We start from the raw sequence: 22,211 nt of genomic DNA on the forward strand, positions 1-22,211 counted from the left end.
CATCGAACCGGAAGAAGCCAAGATGAGTGAACCCGCGCGCCTGATATCGCCGGAAAAGCGGGGCGAAGACCTGGATGTGACGCTACGCCCGCAGTCGCTGGACGAGTTCACCGGCCAGGCGGAGGCGCGTGCGAACCTGAAGGTTTTCATCGAGGCCGCCAAGAACCGCGGCGAGGCGCTGGACCATGTCCTGTTCGTGGGGCCGCCAGGTCTCGGCAAGACGACGCTCGCGCAGATCATGGCCAAGGAGCTCGGCGTCAACTTCCGCTCCACCTCGGGTCCTGTCATCGCCAAGGCAGGCGACCTTGCAGCGCTGCTGACGAATCTCGAAGAGCGCGACGTCCTCTTCATCGATGAAATCCACCGCCTGAATCCGGCTGTCGAGGAAATCCTCTATCCGGCGATGGAAGACTTCCAGCTGGACCTCATCATCGGCGAAGGCCCGGCCGCCCGCTCTGTGAAGATCGACCTCTCGAAATTTACCCTTGTCGCCGCGACCACCCGCCTGGGCCTCTTGACCACGCCGCTCCGCGACCGCTTCGGCATTCCGGTGCGGCTCAGCTTCTACACGGTGGAAGAGCTGGAACTGATCGTGCGCCGCGGCGCCCGTCTCATGAACCTGCCGATGATCGACGACGGCGCCCGCGAAATTGCGCGGCGCGCCCGCGGCACGCCGCGCATCGCCGGCCGCCTGCTTCGCCGCGTGCGCGATTTCGCCGAAGTCGCCAAGGCCGAAGCCGTTACCCGCGAAATTGCCGACGAAGCGCTCACGCGCCTGCTTGTCGACAGTGTCGGCCTCGACCAGCTCGACAAGCGCTATCTCAACATGATCGCCGTCAATTTCGGCGGCGGCCCCGTCGGCATCGAGACGATCGCCGCCGGCCTTTCCGAACCGCGTGACGCGATCGAGGACATCATCGAGCCCTACATGATCCAGCAGGGCTTCATCCAGCGCACGCCGCGTGGCCGCGTGCTGACGGCAACCGCCTGGAAGCATCTCGGCCTGCAGCCACCGAAGGACCTGGAAGCCGCCCAGTTCCGGCTGTTTCAGGAAGACGATTAGGTGATCACGCGACGCGGATTTCTGAAGATTCTCGGCAGCAGTGTCGTGGGCGCCATGGCGTTTGGTGGTTACGCATTCGCCTATGAACCTATCGTGCGGCTGAACATTGCCCGTTATGCACTGACGCCGCCAGGATGGACGCCGGGCTTGAAGCTCAGGGTCGTCGCCCTTGCCGATTTGCATGCCTGCGAGCCCTGGATGTCGGCCAGCCGTATTGCCGCGATCTGCGCCAAGGCGAACGAACTCAATGGAGACGTGACGGTCATGCTCGGCGATTATACCTCCGGTATGAACATAGTGACGCGTCACATGCATTCGAGCGAGTGGTCGCAGGTACTCGCCGCCTTGCGCGCTCCGCTCGGCGTTCACGCCATCATGGGCAATCACGACTGGTGGGAAGACAAGGACGCTCAGAAGAACGACGGGGTGAAACCGTTTGCACATCGCGCCCTGGCCGATGTCGGAATTTCGGTCTACAGCAACCGTGCCGTCCGGCTCGAAAAAGACGGACATGGCTTCTGGCTGGCGGGTCTGGAAGACCAATTGGCGCTTCTAGCGGGCAAGAGGTGGGGCCGCGCGCGCATGGTCGGCCTGGACGACCTGGACAGCACGCTGGCTCAGGTTTGGGACGATGCGCCCGTCATCCTGCTTGCCCACGAGCCAGATCTCTTTCCGCGGGTGCCGCAGCGCGTATCGCTGACGCTTTCGGGCCATACACACGGCGGGCAGATCCGTCTTTTTGGCCGCTCGCCGGTCGTTCCCTCCCGTTTCGGCAATCGTTACGCTTATGGCCACGTTGTCGAGGAGGGACGAAACATCATTATATCGGGCGGTCTTGGCTGTTCGATTGCGCCGATCCGCTTCGGCGTCCCGCCGGAGATTGTCGTAATCGATCTTGGATAGGCAGAAAGTCCCCGAGCCGGCTCGATGGCGATGCCTGGCGTTTCAACCATCGCATGGCGGATCTCGGGCTTGGCGGCCGCGCCGGGAACGGCCAGACCTCCGAAGAAACGCCGAAGCGGGCGATGATCGGGGAATTCGGGCTCGTGGTCGAAAATCCAGCGCCTCCTTTGGGTGTGGGAAACTTCCCATTTGAGAAAACGCGCCTGGCAAGGGCGGGCTTCCATTGCCTGAGGTAAATTTCGCCCGCGTTTCCGTTCAAGTCCAGAAAGATCGTCCACCGGATCGAAGATGGCGGCAATTATCCCAGGTTCAAATGGCTGCCCGCGGCACAGGAAACCCTGTCCGGGCTGGAAATTTTGCCTATTTCATCGGAAAAGACGTCGCCGGCGTCGCCGCACCATCTTGTCTGGCTCGATCAGGCTCTGGATGGCAACGATCAAGCAACCGGCAAACATTGACGCCACGTAAATCGGCGCCTTTGCTGGGCCAAATTCGTGCTGAGGAGGATGCGCCATGCCGAGTTTCGATCCGCGCCGAGTGTTTCGCAAGCTCTCCTATAACAACGCGCTTGCGAACCATCGCCTGCTGGCTGCCTGCGCGTCCCTGCCTCCGGGAGAATTCGAGGCGAAGCGCGTCGGCTTCTTCCCCTCGATCAAGTCGACGCTCAACCACATCATCACTGTTGATTGGTTTTATGTCGACGCGCTCGAGGGCGGCAAGCTTGGTCAAAAAGCCTTCGAGGTCGAAGAGCCGTTCGATGAGGTCGCCTCGCTTGCTGGCGAGCAGCGCAAGGTCGATCAGCGCCTTGTGGCATTTTGCGAAGCCTTGACCTTGGAAGGGCTTGCAGCGGTGATCGATCTCCAGCGCGCCGGCCGCCTCCAGAAAGAGCGGGTGGACGACGTGCTGAGCCACCTTTTCCAGCATCAGACACATCATCGCGGCCAGGTGCATGCGATGCTCGCTGGAACCTGCGTAAAGCCGCCGCAGCTTGACGAGTTTATCGTCGATGACGACGCGAAGTTCCGCAGCGCCGATATTGCGGCCTTCGGCTGGAGCGAAGAGACGCTGATGCGTTAGTCGGCAAGGTGCGCCTTCAGCCGGTCGACGATCGTCCTCGTCAGCAGATCGTAGTTCTCGTCGAAATGGTGATCACCCGCCAGCTCGACGACGTCGGCGCCGCTATCCTTCAAAGCGGGACAGGCGACCTCGTCATCGTCGTCCTTGCCGTAGATGCATTGCACAAGCTTGGGGTCGATGGCTTTCAGATCATCGACCGGATCGCCGGCAGCACCCTCCGTCTTCTGACCGAGCCACCCCATGACGGAGATCACGTAGTCCACCTCGTGGGAAAGCGAGAGCAGCGACACCTGTGCGATCGTCGCTTTGTCGGCGGCTTTAAGCCTGTTGTAGGTGGCGGGCACGATATCGGCACCGAAAGAGTAACCGACCAGAAGAACGTGCTTCACCTTCCATTGCTTGCGATAGAATTCGATAATCTTTTCCAGATCGTCGGCCGTTTCCTGGGGCTGGCGCTCTGACCAGAAATAGTGAAGCGAATCGACGCCGACGACGGGGATGCCCTCTTTCTGCAGCGCCGCACCGACTTCCTTGTCGATATCGCGCCAGCCGCCATCGCCGGAATAGATGATCGCCATGGTGTTCATGGACGGATTGGCATCGAGCACGGCAAGCGGCAGTCCGAGCGGATTGTCGGCGCTTCCGGAAGCCGCGATCAGGTCGTCCAGCGTCTCGGAAAGAGCCGTTTCGGCATCATCCCCAGCATCGCGAATCTCGATTTCGGGATGATCCATCTTCAGCGCCGCGACATGCGCACGCCCATCTTTGGTTGCAGCAGACGTGAAGACAGCGGTGATAGGGTCTGCAAGGTTGCCTTCGCCGAGGCCGTAGACCATCCGGCCACCCACCGTCTTTTTCGATGCCGGCGTGCAGAGCTGCTTTGTGAGCGGAATGCCGGCGGCCGGATCCACGGCCAGCGTTTGGCCGATCGTCGCATCCGGCGTCTGCGCAGCAATCGCCAGCGCCAGTGCGCCGCCTTCGTTGATACCGGCGATGATCGGCAAGTGATAGGCGCTGTTGCCGGCAGCCCGTTGCACCTGCTGGCTGAGCGACTCGATATCGGACACCAGATAGATGCAGCCGTCATTCTCGTTGACGTCATATTTGCGCAGAGCATCCATATAGGACAAAAAATCGACACCGATGACGACGGCTCCCTCCTGCACCAGATTGTCGGCCTGCGCCTTTTCCTTGTCGCCCCAGCCAGCACCATCCGAAATCAGCATCACGGCGCCTTTGACGTCGCCGTCCGGCAAAAAGATGTGCGGTGAAGGAATAAGCCCGGTTTCAAAGCGTTGCGTGGTTTCCTCGGCAGCGACGGCCGGGGCCGTCAGCGCGAAAGCGCACACGGCCGAAAGCAGATATCTCCTGATCATTTCCTGACGACTCCCTTCAATCCGCCGCCGATGAGAAGTGTCGCGTCCATCAACGCGATCATCGGATTGCCCCCTCCTGAAACCGCAAGATAGCGCGGCTGCCAGTGCGGATGAAACTTTGATTTGAATGCCCGAAGGCCTTTGAAATTGTAAAAGCGCTCGCCGTGTTCGAAGACGGTGCTGCCGATCCGGTCCCAGACGGGTGCCGTCTCGCGCTTGGACATGCCCGAAAGCGGTGCCATGCCGAGATTGAAGTGCGTGTAGCCTTCGCCGCGCAGATATTCCATGATCCGTACGAAGAGGAAGTCCATGGACCCTTTGGGCGCCTGCGGCGAAAAGCGCATGAGGTCGATCGTACCTTCCGACTTCGTTCCGGTGACGAGGATATTGGCAAAGGCGACGATCCTGCCGTCCTTCTTCAAGATCCCAACCGGCTGGGCGATGACGTAGCCCGGCTCGAAGGCGCCGAGCGAGAAACCTTTCTCCTTGGCGTTGTGATGTTCGAGCCAGGCGTTGGAAACTGCAGAGAGCTCGTCGATGACACCGGCCACCTCCTCGGGCGGGATGACTTCGAATTCAAGCCCGTCGCGCTGCGCGCGCGCCGCCGTCTGCCGCAGGTTTGCCCATTTGCCGCCCTTCATTTCGAAATTCGCCAGATCGGCAACGGCCAATTCGCCGAGCTTGAACGCACGCAGGCCCGCATCGGCGCAGTGTGAGAGAAGGGCTGGAGAAATCTGATAGAACACGGCCCGGCAACCGGCAGCGCGCGCCGCCTCGACGAAGCGCCATACGAGTTCCGGTCTCGCCCCTTTTGCCCCGATGGGATCAAACAGTGCGATCCAGGAGCGCCCCTGCCGGCCATACATGATGAAGGCATCGCCATCCTCGGAAAACATGATGCTCTTGTCGCCCATGCGCACCAGATTGGCATCGGCATCATCCTGCGCCCTGACGATCTCGACTGCGCGCCGGAGCGCCTCCTGCGTGGCAGGCTCCGGTTTGAAGGCGGCGGGGCGAAGCAGGCTGAAGATCGCGATTGCCGAGGAAATGATCGTGAGGCCGAGAACCGCACGCAGCCCGCGCGGCGCCTCGCCGGCGAATTCGAACTGCCACCAGAGCTCGTTGCTGTATTCCACATCGCGGTAGACGAAGAGCAGAATGACGACGGCGCCCACGCAGACAACCGCAATCGCGGTCATCCATGATGCCGTCAGCGTCTGGTTGAGCAATGAGGCATGGCGGGAAAAGAGCCGGCGGCTGACAAAGAGGCTGGAAATTAGGAAGGCGAGGAACAGCGCTTCGACAAGGGCTACGGCCTTGAGCAGTGAAAGCGCCAGCGCGGCAACAGCGGCGATAATCGCCACCAGCCAGGCGCCATCGAGCCGCTGGCCAAGACCGCGCGCGGCAACGAGCAGCGCGAGACCCATCAGGCTGGAGAGGAAATGTGCTCCTTCAACGATCGGCAGCGGCAGATAGCTGGCGAGGAATTCCAGATTCTGGTCCGGCGTCGGCGTGACGCTCGAAAAGATCAGCATGACGCCGAGCAGCAGCGTCAGCGCCGAAAGCAGCTGCGGCGTCAGCCGCCCGCCGATGCGGCGGATGCTGGAAGCCGCCGGATGATCGACAAAGCGCCGAAATTCGGTTGCCGACACCGCGAGCACGGCGATCAGAAGCGGCAGCACATGATAGATCAGCCGGTAGAGGACCAGCGAGCCGAGAACCGCATCGATATTCACCGCGCTGCCAAGCGAAGCGATGACCACCGTCTCGAAAACACCGAGGCCGGCCGGAACATGGCTTAGCACCCCGAGCCCGACAGCAATCGCATAGACGGCAAGAAACACCGGCCAGCCGATCGCCGTTTGCGGCAGCAGAACATAAAGAACCGTGGCTGAAGCCGCGATATCGAAAGCGGTCACCAGGAACTGGCGCGACCATGTGCGCGAATCCGGAAGCCGGATCGAGATCGGGCCGATCTGCATCGCCCGACCGTTGCGTCCAAGCACCAGAAGCGCTCCCAAAGCCGCGATGATCACGCCCGCGACCAGCCGCAGCAGCAATGCGCTCGTTCCCACAAGAGGTGCAATTTCATCGGCGATGATCATCACTGCGATCGATGCGACCCCTGCCAGGCCAAGCCCGAAGGCCAGCGTGACGAACGCAATGACGCGGCCGATTTCTTCCGGCGTCAGGCCGAGACGCGAATAGGCGCGATAGCGGATCGCCCCGCCGCTCAACGCCCCGAAGCCCGCCGTGTTGCCGACCGCATAAGCGCTGAAAGCCGTCAGGGCCACATGGGGAAATGGCAGCCTCTTGCCGATGTAGTCGATGGCATTGAGGTCGTAAACGATGAGCGCCAGGAAGCTCAATCCGGTAAAGAGAAGCGCAAGCACAATGGCGCTGGGCCGCGTATTGGCCAGCGCTGCGACGACGTCTTCGTAGCGCACCTCATCGGTAAGCTTTACGACGGCATATCCGACGATGCAAAAAACAAGAAGCGTGGCGAGCGCCACCAGGTGGGGGCGATAGCGCCTGATGAACCCGCGCGCACCGCGCGTCGCTGCGACTTCGATCTCTTCCAAGCTGCCGTCACTCGCCATCTCTACCTGCCGCTTTGCCGTCTGGCGGATCGTCCAGGAGTCGAAGCATACGCGGCATTCAAGCTCTGCAAGCTGATACCGGGCGATACCCCACCGCCGTCATTTGCGTCTCAGTCGGCTTGAATTGGGGCAGAATTAGCGCCTTAAACCACGATGAACATTGCATTTTCGTAAGGTTTGACAATCGAAGGGCAAGATGGGCCCAAGGCTTGCGTGCCTGCCGGACCGTCCGATCCGAGCCTTGGCGTTTTCAGCTCGCCACCTCGCCCGCGGTATCCGGCTTTTTTGTCACATGACGCGCCGCTGCCGCACGCGCCTCGACTTCGCGTCCCTCGCCGGAGACCTGTACTGTTGGCACAGCAAATTCGATGCCGTTCTCCTTGAAGGCATTGCGGATCATCGCCAGTGCGTTGCGGCGGATGACGAACTGCTCGCCCGGTTTGGTCATCATCGCCAGGCGGATCTCGATTGCGAATTCGCCGAATTGCTCGACGCCCTTCATCTTCAGAGTCTCGATGATATGCGGCCCGAATTCGGGATTCTCGAGCAGTTGCTGTCCGATCTGCTTGATTACCTTCTTCGCTTTCACGAGGTCGGTATCGTAGGTCACGTTGAGACTGATCTTGTCGATCGTCCAGTCGCGGTTGAGGTTCTTGACCGCGCCGAGCTCGCCGAAGGGCACGGTCGTCAGTGGTCCGCGGTGATGGCGGAGTTTCACCGAGCGCAGGCTGAAGGATTCGACCACGCCCTTGTGGCTGCCGCTCTCGATATACTCGCCGACGCGGAAGGCATCGTCCCACAGATAGAACATGCCGCTGATGACGTCCTTGACGATCGCTTGCGCTCCGAAGCCCACGGCAACGCCGACGACGCCGGCACCGGCGATCAAGGGGGCGATCTGGATGTTGAGACCGGCGAGCACCATCAAGATGGCAATGACGGCGATAACGACAGCAAGGACGTTGCGAAAGATCGGCAGCAGCGTTTGCAACCGCGCACGCTTGGCCTTTTCCTCATCCGTGGCGCCATCGGCAAGCGACGTATTCGCAAGCTTGCTGTTGATAAAGGTCTTCACGAGATGCCAGATCAGATCGGCTGCAAGCAGAATGACGACACCGCCGATGATGCCGCGGGCGATGCGATCCACCATCGTCTCCCCGGCGGCCATCGTATCGGCTCCGACGCCGATCATCCGCCCCAGCCAGACAGCCGCCAACGCGATGATGACCGCCCTGACGCCGCGGTCAAGCAACACTGCAGCCATGCTGCGCTTTGCAAGGAAACCCGCTTCAGCCTGATGCAGCGCACGGACGCAAATCGTGGCGATGGCGAGCATTTTAGGCAGTATCAGCGCGTAGATGCCGAGCCAAAGCAGCCCGGTGAAGCCGGCGACCCAAAGTACCCAAAGCAGCATGAAATAAAGCGTGAGCGCCCAGGATGTCGTCGTGCTGCGGCGTGCACCGTCTGCCGGTCGCGACCAAACAGCCTCGGTCGCAATCAGAAACAATCCGATACCAAGGACGTAGGCCACGAAATAGCGCGATGCGCTGGAAAAGCCGAGCGGCGCCAGGACCTGGACGACGGCCCAGCCGAAGGCGAAGTAGATGACGAAGATCGCCGAGCGCCGGAACCAGAAAAGCGCTTCGGCGCGAGAGACCGCCGGTTCACCGTCGGCCCTTGGAAGCGCCACCAGGGCAACCAGCAGCCGTCCAAGCGAGACAACAAAGCGTGCGGCCACCAGCGCAATCGTCACGGCGATCGCCATCGACTGACTGACAGGCGGCCATTTGAACACGAGAAGCGCCACGAGAGTTGCGATCATGAAGACGATGGCAGGTACGAGCCTGAAGAACAGATTGACCCCTGCCTGATACAGCCCCGCCGGCTCCTCGGGATCTACGCGCTTCATTCGCGCGCGCGGCGCAACGGCACGGAAAAGCAGTTCCGCCAGGGGACCTGCAAGGAAAAGAGCCAGTGTTTGAACGAGAATGCGGCCGACGCCTATGGGCTCCACCTCCCGGTCGACAATATCGGAGGCGCTTTCGACCTCGTCCGGCAGGGCCATTGGGGCTTGCGACACCATCTCGACATGGCGCCGTACGTGCCCGAGCAAACCCGAAAGCGCCGACATCTGCTCTTCAGGCGCGGCTACGGCTGGAGCAGATGGAATATTGGTCTTCGCCGACATCCACTTCTGGACTTCGGGGGCCTGCATCAGTTCCATTATCTGGCGCACTTTGTCCGGCGGCGGCGCGGCCGGATCGGCGGCCGGTGCTGGCGTTTGCCCAAGTGTCGCGCCGCAAAGCGCCGTCAAAATCAACAACGAGAGAAGAAACGCCCAAAGACCGCGCCCCACGAACCTTGAACCCGACATGTTGCCGCCCTTCCGGTGTGTTCCCCGCATCAACCATATCGCGTGCACAGCCATAGGCAATGGCCCATGAAAAAGCCCGCAACCAGGTGGATGCGGGGCCGGGTGGATGCGGGGTTTGAAATGCGTCAGGCCGTCCCTTAGGTTTTCGGCTTTTCCAAATGGCCGCCGAAGCCGGCGCGCATGGCGGAAAGCACCTTGTTGGCGAACTCGTCATTGTCGCGCGAGGAAAAACGGCCATAGAGCGCAGCGCTCAGCACCGGCGTCGGCACGCTTTCGTCGATAGCGGCCATGATCGTCCAGCGGCCTTCGCCGGAGTCCGAAACGCGGCCTGCAAATTTCATCAGCGCCGGATCGGCATGCAGCGCGTCAGAGGTCAGATCGAGCAGCCACGATGTGATGACGCTGCCGCGCCGCCATACTTCGGCGACATCCTGCAGGTTGAAATCGTACCGGTAGTGTTCCGGGTGGGAGAGAGGAGCGGTTTCGGCATCCGCCTCATGCGCCGCCGCGCCGATATTCGCACGCTTCAGGATGTTCAGCCCCTCTGCATAAGCGGCCATCAGACCGTATTCGATGCCGTTGTGAACCATCTTGACGAAATGTCCCGCACCGTGAGCACCGCAATGCAGATAGCCCTGCTCTGCCGTGCTGTTCGGGTCGGGCTTGCGGTTTGCCGACGGCGGTGTGCTGCCGGCGCCGGGAGCCAGCGAGGCGAAGATCGGCGAAAGGCTCTGCACGATGCCCTTTTCGCCGCCGATCATGAGGCAATAGCCACGCTCCAGACCGAAGACACCGCCGCTGGTGCCCACATCGACATAGTGGATGCCCTTGGTAATGAGCTCGGCGCCGCGGCGGATATCGTCGTGGTAGTAGGAATTGCCGCCGTCGATGATAATATCGTCATCGTGCAGCAGCGGCACGAGCTGGGCAATCACCTTGTCGGTGATGGCCGCCGGCAGCATCAGCCAGACGGCGCGCGGGCGGGAGAGCTTCGATACGAATTCCTCCAGAGAGGCGCTGCCGGCCGCACCTTTTTCGACGAGATCGGCGACGCTCTCCGGCTTCGTGTCATAGACGACGCATTCATGGCCACCGCGCATCAAGCGCTGGACCATATAATTGCCCATACGGCCCAAACCCACCATGCCAAGCTGCATCTGAAAGCTCCTGGAATCCAATCAATTCAATAATTCCGGAAACTAGCACCCACAGTGCAGCAGGCAAGCGAAGTTCTATCACATTAAGGCGACGGCGGCTCCGATGATGGCTGTTGTTGTCATTTGAGCGCCTCGTAGTCTGGAGCCTCGGCAGGCTCGCCGCGCATCTCGCTGAGGAACATGCCCTCCCGGAGATTGATGCCGTATTCGACGAAGGCCTTCATGCAGCAGAGCATGTTGGCCCAGCCCTCGCAGTTGAGATAGGTGCCGCGCCGGCCGGCCTCGTCTTCGTGCCAGCCATTCTCGGAGATCGTCACCATCGTTCCGCCGTCGTCCAGGGGATCGAATTTCATCTCGACCGTCGTTTTGTAGCGTACCTTGTTCGCGTCCGTGCCTCCATCCCAGCCCAGCAAGATGAGGCGTTCCGGAACGAGATCGACCACCTCGACGGGCGAATCCTTCCACCAGGTTACCGTCGTACCCTTGACGAGCGGCGCGCTCGCTCCGCCGACGGTCGTGAAATAGCTCGAAAGCTTCTTCGGATTGACCACCGCATCGAAAACTTCCGCGACCGGACGTCCGATCCGCCCGCCGACACGAATACTGAGGGCCATCGCACTTCCTCCTCTTTTCGATTGAGACTGGGGCCATTATGTTATAAAAATATAACATGTCAAGCGAATCGGATAACGACCCTGTCTTCAAGGCACTGGCCCACTTTCGGCGCCGTGAAATTCTCGACGTTCTGAAAGACGGTCCGCGCACGACCGGCATGCTCTGCGAAATCTTCGCGGACATGGATCGCTGCACCGTCATGCAGCATCTGAAGGTTCTGGAAGATGCCGACCTCGTTGTTCCAAAGAAGGAGGGCCGCGAGCGCTGGAACCACCTAAACAGTCTGCCGATCAAGCATATCTACGACCGGTGGATCAGTGCTTATGCGGGGCATGCGCTTTCGATCCTGGACCGGCTGAAGCGCGATCTGGAGGAATAAGCCCACGACAAAACGAGCGCCGAAGCACCCGTTTTGCCAAGGGAGTTCAAGCGGCCTTGCGCAAGGACGCGGCAAGCGGCGGAGAGCGGCGGTCGAGCGCACCGCTCGTGATTGTGAGGACAAGCGCCGCGGCAACGAGGATCGCGCCGACCCAAGGCGTGGCGGCGAGCCCGAGCGAAGATTCGACGACCAACCCGCCGATCCAGGCGCCCGCGGCGATCCCGAGGTTGAAGGCAGCAATGTTGAGCGCCGAAGCAACATCGACGGCGGCCGGACGGACCTGCCTTGCCAATTGCACGACATAGAGCTGCAGGCCAGGCACGTTTGCGAAGGAGAGAAACCCGAGTGCGGCAAGCGTCGGGATCGTCAGCCATGGCGAAACAGCCGTGAAGCTGAAGAGAACAAGCACGATGGCCTGGGCGACGAAGAGCCCGGTCAGCGCCCTCACAGGATCACGATTGGCAATCCGCCCGCCGATGATGTTGCCGATGGCGATCGCAATACCGTAAAGCACGAGGATCAGGCTGATGGCAGATGCTGAAAAGCCGGTGATCTCCTGCAGGATCGACGCAAGAAAGGTGAAGGCGACGAACGTGCCGCCATAACCGAGAGCGGTCGTGGCAAAGACGATCAGCAACCGGCCGCTGCCAAGCACGCGCACCTGATCCTTGATGCTCGTGGGCGGCGCTTTTGCGAGGTCGGAGGGAAGCAGGAGCGCAATACCTGCAAAGGCCACGACGCCGAGCGCGGCCACCGCGGCAAAGGTCGCCCGCCAGCCGAATGTCTGGCCGATGAAAGTGCCAAACGGCACGCCGGTCACGATCGCGACGGTCAGTCCCATGAACATCATGGCAATGGCCGAGGCGCGGCGGTTTTCCGGCACGAGATCGGCGGCGATCGTCGAACCGACGGAGAAAAACACGCCATGCGCAAAAGCCGAAAGTGCGCGTGCAACCAAGAGCGGAGTGTAACCGGGGCTGAATGCCGCCATGGCATTGCCGATGACGAAGAGCGTCATCAGCCCGAGCAGCAGCGGTTTGCGCGCGATCCGGCCGGTGAGTGCCGTGAGGATCGGCGCGCCGAAGGTCACGCCGAGCGCATAGACGCTGACAATGAGACCTGCGAGCGGCAAAGAGATGTGGAGATCGCTGGCAACGGTCGGCAACAGGCCGACGATGACGAATTCCGTGGTTCCGATCGCATAGGCTGCGATCGTCAAGGCAAAAAGAGCAAGTGGCATGAGATGACCCGTGATGATACGCCACAGTCTGGGCGCAAGGTTATTGTTCGGGTCCAAATATGGATGCGTCGCACCGCGTCGATAATCCGCTGGAGCGGCCCAGCAGTTGTGAATTGAATTCAAGGTAGGCGCTGCTCAACCACGTTCCGTCTCGCTGACAAGCCATTTCCTGAAGAGCGCCAACGACGACTTTTTCAGCGCTCCGGGGGGATAAAGCATCGCGTAATTCAAGGCTGCAGGCTGGCGTTCGACGAAACAGCGCACAAGTTTTCCGGCGCTGATATCTTCGGCAACCAGCGAACTGCGCACCAGCGCAAAACCCTGTCCCCTGCTGCAAGCCTGCAGCATCTCCTCGAAGGAGCCGAAGACGGGCGCTTCTTCGACTGCTGTTGCGATGTCGAAGCCGGCAAGCGGCTCGACGTTCGGATCGTCTCGCACAGCCACCTGTTCGTACCATCGCTGCCAGTCGAGCACAGTGTGCCGCATGCCGCGATAAAGCAACAACGGCGCGGCGCGAATGGCACCACGGCTTGGAAGCGTGCATGAGAGGGTCGGCGCGCAGACGACGAATTCCTCGTCGAGCAGAAGCGGCTCCGTCACAAGGTCCACGCCGCCATGGCCAAGCCAGATCGCCAGATCGACACTTGAAAAATCCGGTCGCTGATAGCCGACGGCGGTGCGGACTTCGATTTTTGGATAACGGCGGCAGAAAGCCTCGACACGCGGGGCAAGCCATTGGCTCGAAAATTCCGGGGTCGTTGCGATCGTCAGCGACGGACTGGCGCTTGCTTGGCGGGCCTGATGCAAGGCGCTTTCGAGCGAAGCAAGCGCGCTCGCGATCTCGGGATGAAGCCTGAGACCAAGCGCTGAAAGCCTAGCGCCGTGCCGGCCGCGTTCGAAGAGCCGGCCGCCCATCCAGCCTTCCAGTTGCGCGATCTGATGGCTGACGGCTGTCTGTGTCAGCCCCAGCCGTTCTGCGGCGCGCCCGAAGCCTCCTGTCTCCGCAATAGCGCAGAAGGCCTGCAGGGTCGAAAGTGGCGGCAACGGACGATCCATCATGAAAATCTCTCATGATAAGAAGTACCGAGTTTCATTATTCAGCGCTGCAAAGCAAGAATAAATTGACCGCATGGGAGATAAGCCATGAGGTTTCCGATAAAGATTCTGAATGCATTGCTGGCGTTTTGCAGCCTCGCCACGCCCGCGCAGCGACAAAGCCCGACGCAGCCGGCAACCGCACTGAACGCGCATATGCAAAGGGACATCGGAATAGACGAGGGGCGCAAGCCTGCCTTCGAACATTGAAGTGCGATCCGCGGCAACCGATGGAGATTTACGATCCTGGGCGCCTACAAACGTAGGTGGGCACCGTGTGTCCAGGCCCACGAGCCTGGTCAGGGACAGCTCCCTTTGGATCGAGTATGGCCCCAGGGATTGTGGTTCCTGTCGAGAGGCGCAGATCGCAGCACGATATATAAGGCCGTTCGCAAGGCTACGCCAGAGGGACATGCATGCTGGGCAAATTTAATTGAGCTCGGCAGGCGCCCGGCCGTTGAGCTTGTCGGTGATGCCGCGAATGCGGCTCGTCACTTCTGCGAGCACTTCGGCGAGGCTTTCCTCCGTCCGCGCGGTCGCAGCGAGAACGGTGTCTCGATTGCCGCGCAACGTTTCAAGTTCCGTTTCTAGCTCGCTCACGCGGCGGTTCAGCTCGGAAATTTCGTCCATCACCATGATCCCGGCCATGACGGTGATCCTCAGATCGCCGATTTCGCCGAACTGACCCTTGAGATGGCCGACATAGCGGTCGAAGCGATTGGCGAGGTCAGTCAGGTGGTCTTCCTGTCCTTCCTCGCAGGCCATTCGATAGGCCTTGCCGTCAATCGTTACCGTCACCTGTGCCATGTCACCGTCTTTCCATTAGCGGTCAAGGACCGCGCGGATCGTCTCCATTGCCGTTACCAGCCGCCGGGAAACCTCGCGGTTGACCTCTTCCAGCCGGTTGGCGCGGAATTCTGCCTGGTCGAGTTCCTGCGCGAGCTTGGAGCGATCGGCATGTACGCGGCGAACCTCGCCCTCGATATCGCCCTGCTCGCGCTGGCGTTCGATCCGCATTTCCACGGCGTTTTCCAAGCCGGAAATCGCCTGCTTCAGCTCGTTGAGGGCCGCTTCCATGGATTTGCCTGTGGGCGTCATGTCGCTGTCCGGTTCTCCCGCGCAAGACCTCTCGAATCGGCAGGCCTTGCCGGTCCAGTGATTTCAACAGGATATGCAGCTAGCCGACGGCGCGTCAATAAAAGCCGTACCGGCGCACGGGCGCTATTCTGTGGATGACTGAAATACGCCCACCTGAAGCAGCGGATTCGTCTTTTGCACAAGCCGACGATCAAATGTCGAAAATCGTCGCACCCGGCCCGGATATGGCCTGCAATTTATTGACTTGGCCGTTCCAACTGCTATGTCTCACCCGCTTTCATCGATGGCCTTCACAAGGCTCGAGGCCATCTCCCGACACCGGAACCCCGTGGAAAAGCCATGACCTCTCCCGCACAACATGACAGGATGGCGAATGCGATCCGTTTTCTCTCCATGGATGCCGTCGAAAAGGCAAATTCGGGCCATCCGGGCTTGCCGATGGGCATGGCAGATGTCGCCACCGTTCTCTTTACGAAATACCTGAACTTCGATCCCAAGCGGCCGCACTGGCCAAACCGCGACCGCTTCGTGCTGTCGGCCGGTCATGGCTCCATGCTGCTTTATTCGCTGCTTTATTTGACCGGCTATCCGGACATGTCCATCGAGGACATCAAGAATTTCCGCCAGCTCGGCTACAAGACAGCCGGCCATCCCGAATACGGTCATGCGACCGGTATCGAAACCACCACCGGCCCGCTTGGACAGGGCATCGCAAATTCGGTCGGCATGGCGATCGCCGAGCGCAAGCTGCGCGAGGAGTTCGGCTCCGACCTGCTCGACCATTACACCTATGTGATCGCCGGCGACGGCTGCCTCATGGAAGGCGTCAGCCAGGAAGCCATTGCGCTGGCCGGCCACCTGAAGCTCAACAAGCTCATCGTTTTCTGGGACAACAATTCGATCACCATCGACGGCGCCGTATCGCTGTCGGATTCGACCGACCAGGTCGCGCGCTTTAAGGCAGTGCACTGGAACACGATCGAAGTCGATGGCCATGATCAGGCTGCCATTGCCGCCGCTATCGAAGCAGCGCAGAAGGCCGACCGTCCGACACTGATCGCCTGCAAGACGATCATCGGCTTCGGCGCGCCCAACAAGCAGGGCACCCACAAGGTGCACGGCAACCCGCTCGGCGCAGATGAAATCGCCGCTACCCGCGAGGCGCTGAACTGGGACGTCGAAGCCTTCACCGTCCCGGCCGACATTCTGGAAGCCTGGCGCAAGGCCGGCACACGTTCTGCCGAAACCATCACGGCCTGGGAGGGCCGCCTTGCTGCCTCCGAAAAGAAGGCCGAGTTCACCCGCCGCTTTGCCGGCGAATTGCCGCCCGGCTTCGATGCAGCCATCAGCGAATACAAGAAGAAGCTTGCCGAAACAAAGCCGACGGTCGCCACCCGCAAGGCTTCGGAAGATGCGCTCGAAGTTATCAACGGCTTCCTGCCAGAAACGCTCGGCGGCTCCGCCGACCTGACGCCTTCGAACAACACCAAGACCAGCCAGATGAAGTCGATTACCCCGACCGACTTCTCCGGCCGCTACATGCATTACGGCATCCGCGAACACGGCATGGCGGCCGCCATGAACGGCATCTCGCTGCACGGCGGCCTGATCCCCTACGGCGGCGGCTTCCTGATCTTCTCGGATTACTGCCGCCCGCCGATCCGCCTCGCCTCGCTGATGGGTATCCGCGTCATCCACGTGCTGACCCATGACTCGATCGGCCTCGGGGAAGATGGCCCGACGCACCAGCCGGTCGAACAGCTCGCCGCACTGCGCGCTGTTCCGAACCTGATGATCTTCCGCCCTGCCGATGCCACGGAAACCGCCGAATGCTGGCAGATCGCCATTACGACGCCAAACCGTCCGTCCGGCCTGGCGCTCACGCGCCAGAACCTCTCGGCCGTGCGCATGGAATACAGCGAAAAGAACCTCTCGGCTCAGGGCGCCTACACACTCGCCGGCTCCGATGACGCCAAAGTCACGATCTTTGCATCGGGCTCCGAAGTCGAGATCGCCATTGCCGCCCGCACCACGCTGGAAGGCAAGGGCATTTCCACCCGCGTCGTCTCCGTTCCCTGCACCGAACTCTTCTTCGAGCAGCCGGAAGCCTACCGCAATGCGGTCCTTGGCAAGTCGCCGGTCAAGATCGCCGTGGAAGCCGCCGTCCGCGAAGGCTGGGACGCCTTTATCGGCCCGGAGGGCACCTTTATCGGCATGAAGAGCTTCGGCGCCTCCGGCCCATACAAGGAACTCTACAAGCATTTCGGCATCACGGCGGAAGCCGTCGTCGCCGCAGCAGAAGCCAAGCTCTAAAGGGGGAGCGTTCCGACGCTCCTCATCCGCAAGCCTATATCCAGGGAGTGAATGCAAATGACTGTAAAGGTTGCCATCAATGGCTTTGGCCGCATCGGCCGCAATGTCCTTCGCGCGATCGTTGAATCTGGCCGCACCGACATCGAGGTGGTCGCGATCAACGACCTCGGCCCCGTCGAAACCAATGCCCACCTGCTGCGCTATGACTCGATTCACGGCCGCTTCACCGCAGTCGTCAAGGTCGAAGGCGACACGATCGTCGTCGGCAATGGCAAGCCGATCAAGGTAACGGCGATCAAGGACCCGGCGACGCTGCCGCACCGGGAACTCGGCGTCGACATCGCGATGGAATGCACAGGCATCTTCACCGCGCGCGACAAGGCTGCGGCTCACCTTACCGCCGGCGCCAAGCGCGTCATCGTCTCGGCGCCTGCCGACGGTGCTGACCTGACCGTCGTCTACGGCGTGAACCACGACCAGCTCACCAAGGAGCACATGGTCATCTCCAACGCATCCTGCACGACGAACTGCCTGGTTCCGGTCGTCAAGGTGCTGAACGACGCCGTCGGCATCGACCACGGCTTCATGACGACCATCCACTCCTACACCAACGACCAGCCGTCGCTCGACCAGATGCACAAGGATCTGTACCGCGCCCGCGCTGCCTCACTCTCGATGATCCCGACCTCGACCGGTGCGGCAAAAGCCGTCGGCCTCGTGCTGCCGGAACTGAAGGGCAAACTCGACGGCACGTCGATCCGCGTCCCGACCCCGAACGTCTCCGTCGTCGACTTCAAGTTCGTCGCCAAGAAGGCAACCACGGTTCAGGAGATCAACGAAGCCATCAAGGCTGCCGCCAACGGCAAGCTGAAGGGCGTTCTTGGCTACACCGAGGAGCCGCTGGTTTCCCGCGACTTCAACCACGACAGCCAATCGTCGATCTTCGCAATCGATCAGACCAAGGTCATGGAAGGCACGTTCGTGCGAATTCTCACCTGGTACGACAACGAGTGGGGCTTCTCCAACCGGATGGCCGACACGGCCGTTGCGTTTGCCAAGCTCATCTGAGTTTTCGCGAAGCGGATTCAGGAAGGCGGCCTGCGAAAGCGGGCCGCTTTGGTTTGGGCACTCAAGCGCCGGTACCGGGCTCTTCGCCGCGACCTGTCGGCCGCCCGAGAGAGCGGCGTCGCGCTCATCACTCAACCATCCGCCGATTTCACCGGCGGACTTAGGACAAGATGGGCTTTTGGACGTACCGGACGATTGTCAATAGGACGATTGTCAAGGTGCCGCTGCGGGATGGAACCCTCGTGTACAGGTTCCGGAAGTGCTTCGCGGAAAAAACTGGACAGCGTCTAAGGACGCTTGAAGCAACAAAAAATTGCACTCGTCTTCTCCTTGCCCTGCTGTTGCCTGATTTACCCATACATTCTTCGCTGAGAATCTCTCCCGTAGCATCCCCAACGGCCAGCCGTCCGGCGCGCCGTTCAGCAGCATGAAGCCGCAGGCAAGCGAGGTTAAGCCGCAAGGCCTACCCTTCCGACCTGTTTTGCCGTTTACTGATGCAGGCGGAATGAAGCGTGGAGGGCGAAAATAGCTGCATGCCAGGGCGGGCTTGCGGCGGGCAATGAAAGGGGTTGAACGTGGAAGCATTCTACATCGTCGTACTGGTTTCGACGGCGCTTGTGCTTCTTGCGGCCTTCTCGAGCCTGCTTGCCTTCCGCTTCGGCGCTCCCCTGCTGCTGCTTTTCCTGGCAATCGGCCTGATTGCCGGTGTAGACGGGCTCGGCATCGAATTCAGCAACAATTTTCTCGCCTATATCCTCGGCTCGATCGCACTTGCCATCATTCTCTTCGATTCCGGCTTCGGCACGCCGCTTCAGGCCTTCAAGCTCGCGGCTATACCTTCGCTGACGCTTGCCTCGGTTGGCGTCTTGATGACCGCCGGCCTCTTTGCCGTCGTCGCCATGTGGCTGCTGGATTTCACCTGGCTCGAAGGCCTGCTGCTCGGCTCGATCGTCGCCTCCACGGATGCGGCGGCCGTCTTCTTCCTGCTGCGCATCGGTGGCATCAACATCCGTGACAAGGTGCGTTCGACGCTTGAAGTGGAATCAGGCACGAATGATCCGATGGCGATCTTCCTCACGATTGCCCTCGTCGAATTGCTAGCCAGCGGCGAAGGCTATACCGGCATCAATATCGGCATGCTCGCGGTGTTCATCCAGGAAATGGGCCTTGGCGTCATCCTCGGGTTGCTGGGCGGCATGATGATTGCGCAGGTGGTCGGCCGGCTGGACACTGATCGCGGCCTCACGCCGATCTTCGTGCTCGGCCTTGCGATGCTGGTGTTTTCCTTTGCCGGTGCCGTCGGCGGCAGCGGTTTTCTGGCTGTCTATGTCGCCGGCATCTATGCCGGAAACCGCAAGCTTCCAGCGCTGGGATCGATCAAACGCTTTCAGGACGGCATGACCTGGCTCGCTCAGATCATCATGTTCCTAGTGCTCGGCCTGCTCGCGACGCCCTCGCAGTTTCCGGCCATCATCTTGCCTGCGGTTGCACTGGCGCTGTTCCTGATCTTCGTTGCCCGTCCGCTGGCCATCTGGCTTTCGCTCCTGCCTTACGACTATACGCAGCAGGAGATCGGCTTCGTCGCCTGGGTCGGGCTTCGCGGTGCAGTTTCCATCCTGCTCGCCATCATGCCGATCCTCGGCGGGCTGCCGAACGGGCAGATCTATTTCAACACCGCCTTCATCATCGTGCTGGTCTCGCTGCTGATTCAGGGCTGGACGATCAAGCCGGTGGCCAAGAAGCTCGGCCTCATCATTCCGCCGCGCATGGGGGCCGTCGACAAGGTCGAGGTCGACCTGCCCGGTGCGGCAAACCACGAGCTGCTTTCCTATCGCGTCATCAAGGACAGTCCGATCCTTCGCGGCGAGCGCATCCCGCGCTGGGCAACGCCTTCGCTCGTCATTCGCGACGGCAAGTCGATGCGTTATCAGTATGCCGGGCGGCTGCGCGAGAATGATCTGGTCTATCTGTTCATCGTGCCAAGCCATTCGCGTCTGCTTGACCGGCTTTTCGCCAGCCGCGCGCCGGTGGATGCGGACGACGCGGAATTCTTCGGTGCCTTCGCACTCTCCCCTGCCCGCCCAGCGGCCGATCTCGATGCTGCCTACGGCCCCGGCCTGCTGAACGAATCCGAAAAGGGGCTGACGATTGCCGAACTGATGAAGCAGCGCCTTGGCGGCAAGGCCGACTATGCCGATCGCGTCCGTCTCGGCTCGATCATCCTGATCGTCCGGGCCCTCGACGACCAGGACCATATTACCTCGGTCGGCATGTCGCTCGAGGCCGTCGAGCCTGCCATCACGCTGCCGATCTTCATCAATCTGCATGACATCGTCCAGCGTATCCGCGACCGCCTCAAGGGTCGAAAAAACCCGGAAGCCGCAGCGGCCAAGGGCATGCCCGACCGTGAGGAAAACGCGCGTGAAAACCACGGTTGAACGCCTTGCGTCTTGAGGCATCCTTGCTATGGTCGGCCACCTTCTAAGGCAAATAACGAACGGATAGTCCCATGCCAGCTTTCAAGACTCTCGACGACCTCAGCGGCATCGCCGGAAAGCGTGTTCTCGTCCGCGTCGACCTCAACGTGCCCGTCAAAGACGGCAAGGTGACCGACACGACGCGCATTGAACGCGTTGCGCCGACGATCCTCGAACTGTCGAAGAAGGGGGCAAAGGTTGTTCTGCTTGCGCATTTCGGCCGCCCGAAAGAGGGTCCCTCACCGGACCTCTCGCTCTCGCTGATCGCGCCGGACGTTTCCAAGGTGCTCGGCAAGCCGGTTGCCACTGCATCGGACTCGATCGGCGAAGCGGCTGCTTCGGCCGTCGCCAGCATGAAGGATGGCGATATCCTGCTTCTTGAAAACACCCGCTTCCACAAGGGCGAGGAAAAGAACGAAGCCGACTTCACCAAGGCGCTCGCTGCCAATGGCGATATCTATGTAAACGACGCTTTCTCCGCCGCCCATCGCGCCCATGCGTCCACCGAGGGCCTTGCCCACCTGCTTCCTGCCTATGCCGGCCGCACGATGCAGCAGGAGCTCGAGGCGCTCGAAAAGGGCCTCGGCAGTCCGGCCCGCCCGGTCGTTGCCATCGTCGGCGGCGCCAAGGTTTCCACCAAGATCGATCTGCTCATGAACCTCGTGAAGAAGGTGGATGCTCTGGTGATCGGCGGCGGCATGGCCAATACCTTCCTCGCCGCCCGCGGCACCAATGTCGGCAAGTCGCTCTGCGAGCACGACCTTGGCGAAACCGCAAAGCAGATCATGATCGAAGCCGCCACGGCCGGCTGCGCGATCATTCTGCCGGAAGACGGCGTTGTCGCGCGCGAGTTCAAGGCGGGTGCCGCCAACCAGACCGTCGACATCAACGCCATTCCCGAAGATGCCATGGTCCTCGACGTCGGTCCGAAGTCGGTCGAAGTGGTCAAGGCCTGGATCGAGCGCGCTCAGACTTTGGTCTGGAACGGGCCGCTCGGCGCCTTCGAAATCGCGCCTTTCGACAAGGCGACGGTGGCAACGGCCAAATACGCGGCCGAACGCACTAAGGCCGGCAAGCTCACCTCTGTCGCAGGTGGCGGCGATACTGTTTCGGCACTGAACCATGCCGGTGCCGCTGATGACTTCAGCTATGTTTCGACCGCAGGCGGCGCCTTCCTCGAATGGATGGAAGGCAAGGTCCTGCCGGGCGTTGCCGTTCTTTCCGGCAAGTGACCGCCCGGCTGATTCGGCAATCTTTACATGTGGATAAACCGCTGAAGCCTTCCGGCTTTGGCGGTCTTTTGCTCATGGGTCGAAAAAACCCAAAGTTTCAAACGATTGAAATCATTTCAATCGTTTCAATGACTTAGCGCTCCA

18 protein-coding genes and 1 other RNA gene are annotated in these 22,211 nt (G+C 61.1%); 9 read left to right on the plus strand and 10 right to left on the minus strand.

Annotated elements, in window-relative coordinates; translation table 11 throughout:
• The first annotated feature begins 22 nt into the window (after positions 1-22).
• The 3 genes from ruvB to AM571_RS16905 all read left to right on the plus strand — a co-directional run bounded on the left by ruvB (position 23) and on the right by AM571_RS16905 (position 3,043).
• Positions 23-1,063, plus strand: a complete 1,041-nt coding sequence (gene ruvB / locus AM571_RS16890) for a Holliday junction branch migration DNA helicase RuvB (RefSeq protein WP_074063310.1) — start codon at positions 23-25, stop codon at positions 1,061-1,063.
• Positions 1,064-1,966 (plus strand): metallophosphoesterase, encoded by a 903-nt coding sequence (locus AM571_RS16895; RefSeq protein ID WP_074062399.1) that lies wholly within the window; start codon positions 1,064-1,066, stop codon positions 1,964-1,966.
• Positions 1,967-2,479: 513 nt separating this feature from the next.
• Positions 2,480-3,043 (plus strand): DinB family protein, encoded by a 564-nt coding sequence (locus tag AM571_RS16905; protein WP_074062400.1) that lies wholly within the window; start codon positions 2,480-2,482, stop codon positions 3,041-3,043.
• Here the strand turns inward: AM571_RS16905 and AM571_RS16910 are convergent.
• The 5 genes from AM571_RS16910 to AM571_RS16930 all read right to left on the minus strand — a co-directional run bounded on the left by AM571_RS16910 (position 3,040) and on the right by AM571_RS16930 (position 11,164).
• Complete coding sequence (locus AM571_RS16910) at positions 3,040-4,419, minus strand: virulence factor family protein (RefSeq protein ID WP_074062401.1); 1,380 nt, start codon at positions 4,417-4,419, stop codon at positions 3,040-3,042. The genes AM571_RS16905 and AM571_RS16910 overlap by 4 nt on opposite strands.
• Positions 4,416-7,019 (minus strand): bifunctional lysylphosphatidylglycerol flippase/synthetase MprF, encoded by a 2,604-nt coding sequence (gene mprF / locus AM571_RS16915; protein WP_074062402.1) that lies wholly within the window; start codon positions 7,017-7,019, stop codon positions 4,416-4,418. Before mprF ends, AM571_RS16910 begins: the two co-directional genes overlap by 4 nt.
• Positions 7,020-7,269: 250 nt before the next feature.
• Positions 7,270-9,393, minus strand: a complete 2,124-nt coding sequence (locus tag AM571_RS16920) for a mechanosensitive ion channel family protein (protein ID WP_074062403.1) — start codon at positions 9,391-9,393, stop codon at positions 7,270-7,272.
• A 137-nt stretch (positions 9,394-9,530) separates the two neighbouring features.
• Positions 9,531-10,550: a phosphogluconate dehydrogenase (NAD(+)-dependent, decarboxylating) gene (gene gnd / locus AM571_RS16925; RefSeq protein WP_074062404.1), complete on the minus strand. Its 1,020-nt coding sequence runs from the start codon at positions 10,548-10,550 to the stop codon at positions 9,531-9,533.
• Positions 10,551-10,669: 119 nt separating this feature from the next.
• Entirely contained in the window at positions 10,670-11,164 is a 495-nt protein-coding gene (locus tag AM571_RS16930) for an SRPBCC domain-containing protein (RefSeq protein ID WP_074062405.1), read from the minus strand.
• 56 nt (positions 11,165-11,220) lie between these two features.
• Here AM571_RS16930 and AM571_RS16935 point away from each other — a divergent pair, with 56 nt between their 5' ends.
• Positions 11,221-11,544, plus strand: coding sequence for an ArsR/SmtB family transcription factor (locus AM571_RS16935; protein WP_074062406.1), 324 nt, complete (start codon positions 11,221-11,223; stop codon positions 11,542-11,544).
• Positions 11,545-11,590: 46 nt separating this feature from the next.
• Here the strand turns inward: AM571_RS16935 and AM571_RS16940 are convergent, their stop codons facing one another.
• On the minus strand, positions 11,591-12,784 hold the full coding sequence (locus AM571_RS16940; protein ID WP_074062407.1) for an MFS transporter: 1,194 nt from the start codon (positions 12,782-12,784) through the stop codon (positions 11,591-11,593).
• Between the two features lie 135 nt (positions 12,785-12,919).
• The gene (locus AM571_RS16945; protein WP_074062408.1) at positions 12,920-13,843 is read right to left on the minus strand and encodes a LysR substrate-binding domain-containing protein; all 924 of its coding nucleotides are present in this window, start codon (positions 13,841-13,843) and stop codon (positions 12,920-12,922) included.
• A gap of 84 nt (positions 13,844-13,927) precedes the next feature.
• On the opposite strand from AM571_RS16945, the gene AM571_RS36360 reads away from it, so the two are divergent.
• Positions 13,928-14,089 carry a hypothetical protein gene (locus AM571_RS36360; RefSeq protein ID WP_155774468.1) on the plus strand — a complete coding sequence of 54 codons (162 nt, stop codon included), beginning with the start codon at positions 13,928-13,930 and terminating at the stop codon, positions 14,087-14,089.
• 1 nt (position 14,090) lies between these two features.
• Here AM571_RS36360 and ssrS read toward each other — a convergent pair.
• From ssrS to AM571_RS16960, 3 genes are all read right to left on the minus strand, one after another.
• A non-coding RNA gene (gene ssrS / locus AM571_RS16950) (6S RNA) lies at positions 14,091-14,249 on the minus strand.
• A 59-nt stretch (positions 14,250-14,308) separates the two neighbouring features.
• Entirely contained in the window at positions 14,309-14,686 is a 378-nt protein-coding gene (locus AM571_RS16955; RefSeq protein ID WP_074062409.1) for a cell division protein ZapA, read from the minus strand.
• Between the two features lie 15 nt (positions 14,687-14,701).
• Positions 14,702-14,977, minus strand: a complete 276-nt coding sequence (locus tag AM571_RS16960) for a DUF4164 domain-containing protein (RefSeq protein ID WP_074062410.1) — start codon at positions 14,975-14,977, stop codon at positions 14,702-14,704.
• A 339-nt stretch (positions 14,978-15,316) separates the two neighbouring features.
• On the opposite strand from AM571_RS16960, the gene tkt reads away from it, so the two are divergent.
• From tkt to AM571_RS16980, 4 genes are all read left to right on the plus strand, one after another.
• Complete coding sequence (gene tkt, locus AM571_RS16965; protein WP_074062411.1) at positions 15,317-17,290, plus strand: transketolase; 1,974 nt, start codon at positions 15,317-15,319, stop codon at positions 17,288-17,290.
• 57 nt (positions 17,291-17,347) lie between these two features.
• Positions 17,348-18,358, plus strand: a complete 1,011-nt coding sequence (gap, locus tag AM571_RS16970) for a type I glyceraldehyde-3-phosphate dehydrogenase (RefSeq protein WP_074062412.1) — start codon at positions 17,348-17,350, stop codon at positions 18,356-18,358.
• Positions 18,359-18,933: 575 nt separating this feature from the next.
• Positions 18,934-20,796, plus strand: a complete 1,863-nt coding sequence (locus tag AM571_RS16975; RefSeq protein WP_074063311.1) for a potassium/proton antiporter — start codon at positions 18,934-18,936, stop codon at positions 20,794-20,796.
• A 71-nt stretch (positions 20,797-20,867) separates the two neighbouring features.
• The gene (locus tag AM571_RS16980; RefSeq protein ID WP_074062413.1) at positions 20,868-22,067 is read left to right on the plus strand and encodes a phosphoglycerate kinase; all 1,200 of its coding nucleotides are present in this window, start codon (positions 20,868-20,870) and stop codon (positions 22,065-22,067) included.
• Positions 22,068-22,211: the final 144 nt, after the last annotated feature.

The sequence above is a fragment of the Rhizobium etli 8C-3 genome (assembly GCF_001908375.1).
Classification (GTDB): domain Bacteria; phylum Pseudomonadota; class Alphaproteobacteria; order Rhizobiales; family Rhizobiaceae; genus Rhizobium; species Rhizobium etli_B.

Excerpts from the sequence above, each read along its gene's own strand:
- ruvB (WP_074063310.1), top strand. The coding sequence starts at position 23 with ATGAGTGAACCCGCGCGCCTGATATCGCCGGAAAAGCGGGGCGAAGAC.
- AM571_RS16905 (WP_074062400.1), top strand. The coding sequence starts at position 2,480 with ATGCCGAGTTTCGATCCGCGCCGAGTGTTTCGCAAGCTCTCCTATAAC.
- AM571_RS16910 (WP_074062401.1), bottom strand. The coding sequence starts at position 4,419 with ATGATCAGGAGATATCTGCTTTCGGCCGTGTGCGCTTTCGCGCTGACG.
- mprF (WP_074062402.1), bottom strand. The coding sequence starts at position 7,019 with ATGGCGAGTGACGGCAGCTTGGAAGAGATCGAAGTCGCAGCGACGCGC.
- AM571_RS16920 (WP_074062403.1), bottom strand. The coding sequence starts at position 9,393 with ATGTCGGGTTCAAGGTTCGTGGGGCGCGGTCTTTGGGCGTTTCTTCTC.
- gnd (WP_074062404.1), bottom strand. The coding sequence starts at position 10,550 with ATGCAGCTTGGCATGGTGGGTTTGGGCCGTATGGGCAATTATATGGTC.
- AM571_RS16930 (WP_074062405.1), bottom strand. The coding sequence starts at position 11,164 with ATGGCCCTCAGTATTCGTGTCGGCGGGCGGATCGGACGTCCGGTCGCG.
- AM571_RS16935 (WP_074062406.1), top strand. The coding sequence starts at position 11,221 with ATGTCAAGCGAATCGGATAACGACCCTGTCTTCAAGGCACTGGCCCAC.
- AM571_RS16940 (WP_074062407.1), bottom strand. The coding sequence starts at position 12,784 with ATGCCACTTGCTCTTTTTGCCTTGACGATCGCAGCCTATGCGATCGGA.
- AM571_RS16945 (WP_074062408.1), bottom strand. The coding sequence starts at position 13,843 with ATGATGGATCGTCCGTTGCCGCCACTTTCGACCCTGCAGGCCTTCTGC.
- AM571_RS36360 (WP_155774468.1), top strand. The coding sequence starts at position 13,928 with ATGAGGTTTCCGATAAAGATTCTGAATGCATTGCTGGCGTTTTGCAGC.
- AM571_RS16955 (WP_074062409.1), bottom strand. The coding sequence starts at position 14,686 with ATGGCACAGGTGACGGTAACGATTGACGGCAAGGCCTATCGAATGGCC.
- AM571_RS16960 (WP_074062410.1), bottom strand. The coding sequence starts at position 14,977 with ATGACGCCCACAGGCAAATCCATGGAAGCGGCCCTCAACGAGCTGAAG.
- tkt (WP_074062411.1), top strand. The coding sequence starts at position 15,317 with ATGACCTCTCCCGCACAACATGACAGGATGGCGAATGCGATCCGTTTT.
- gap (WP_074062412.1), top strand. The coding sequence starts at position 17,348 with ATGACTGTAAAGGTTGCCATCAATGGCTTTGGCCGCATCGGCCGCAAT.
- AM571_RS16980 (WP_074062413.1), top strand. The coding sequence starts at position 20,868 with ATGCCAGCTTTCAAGACTCTCGACGACCTCAGCGGCATCGCCGGAAAG.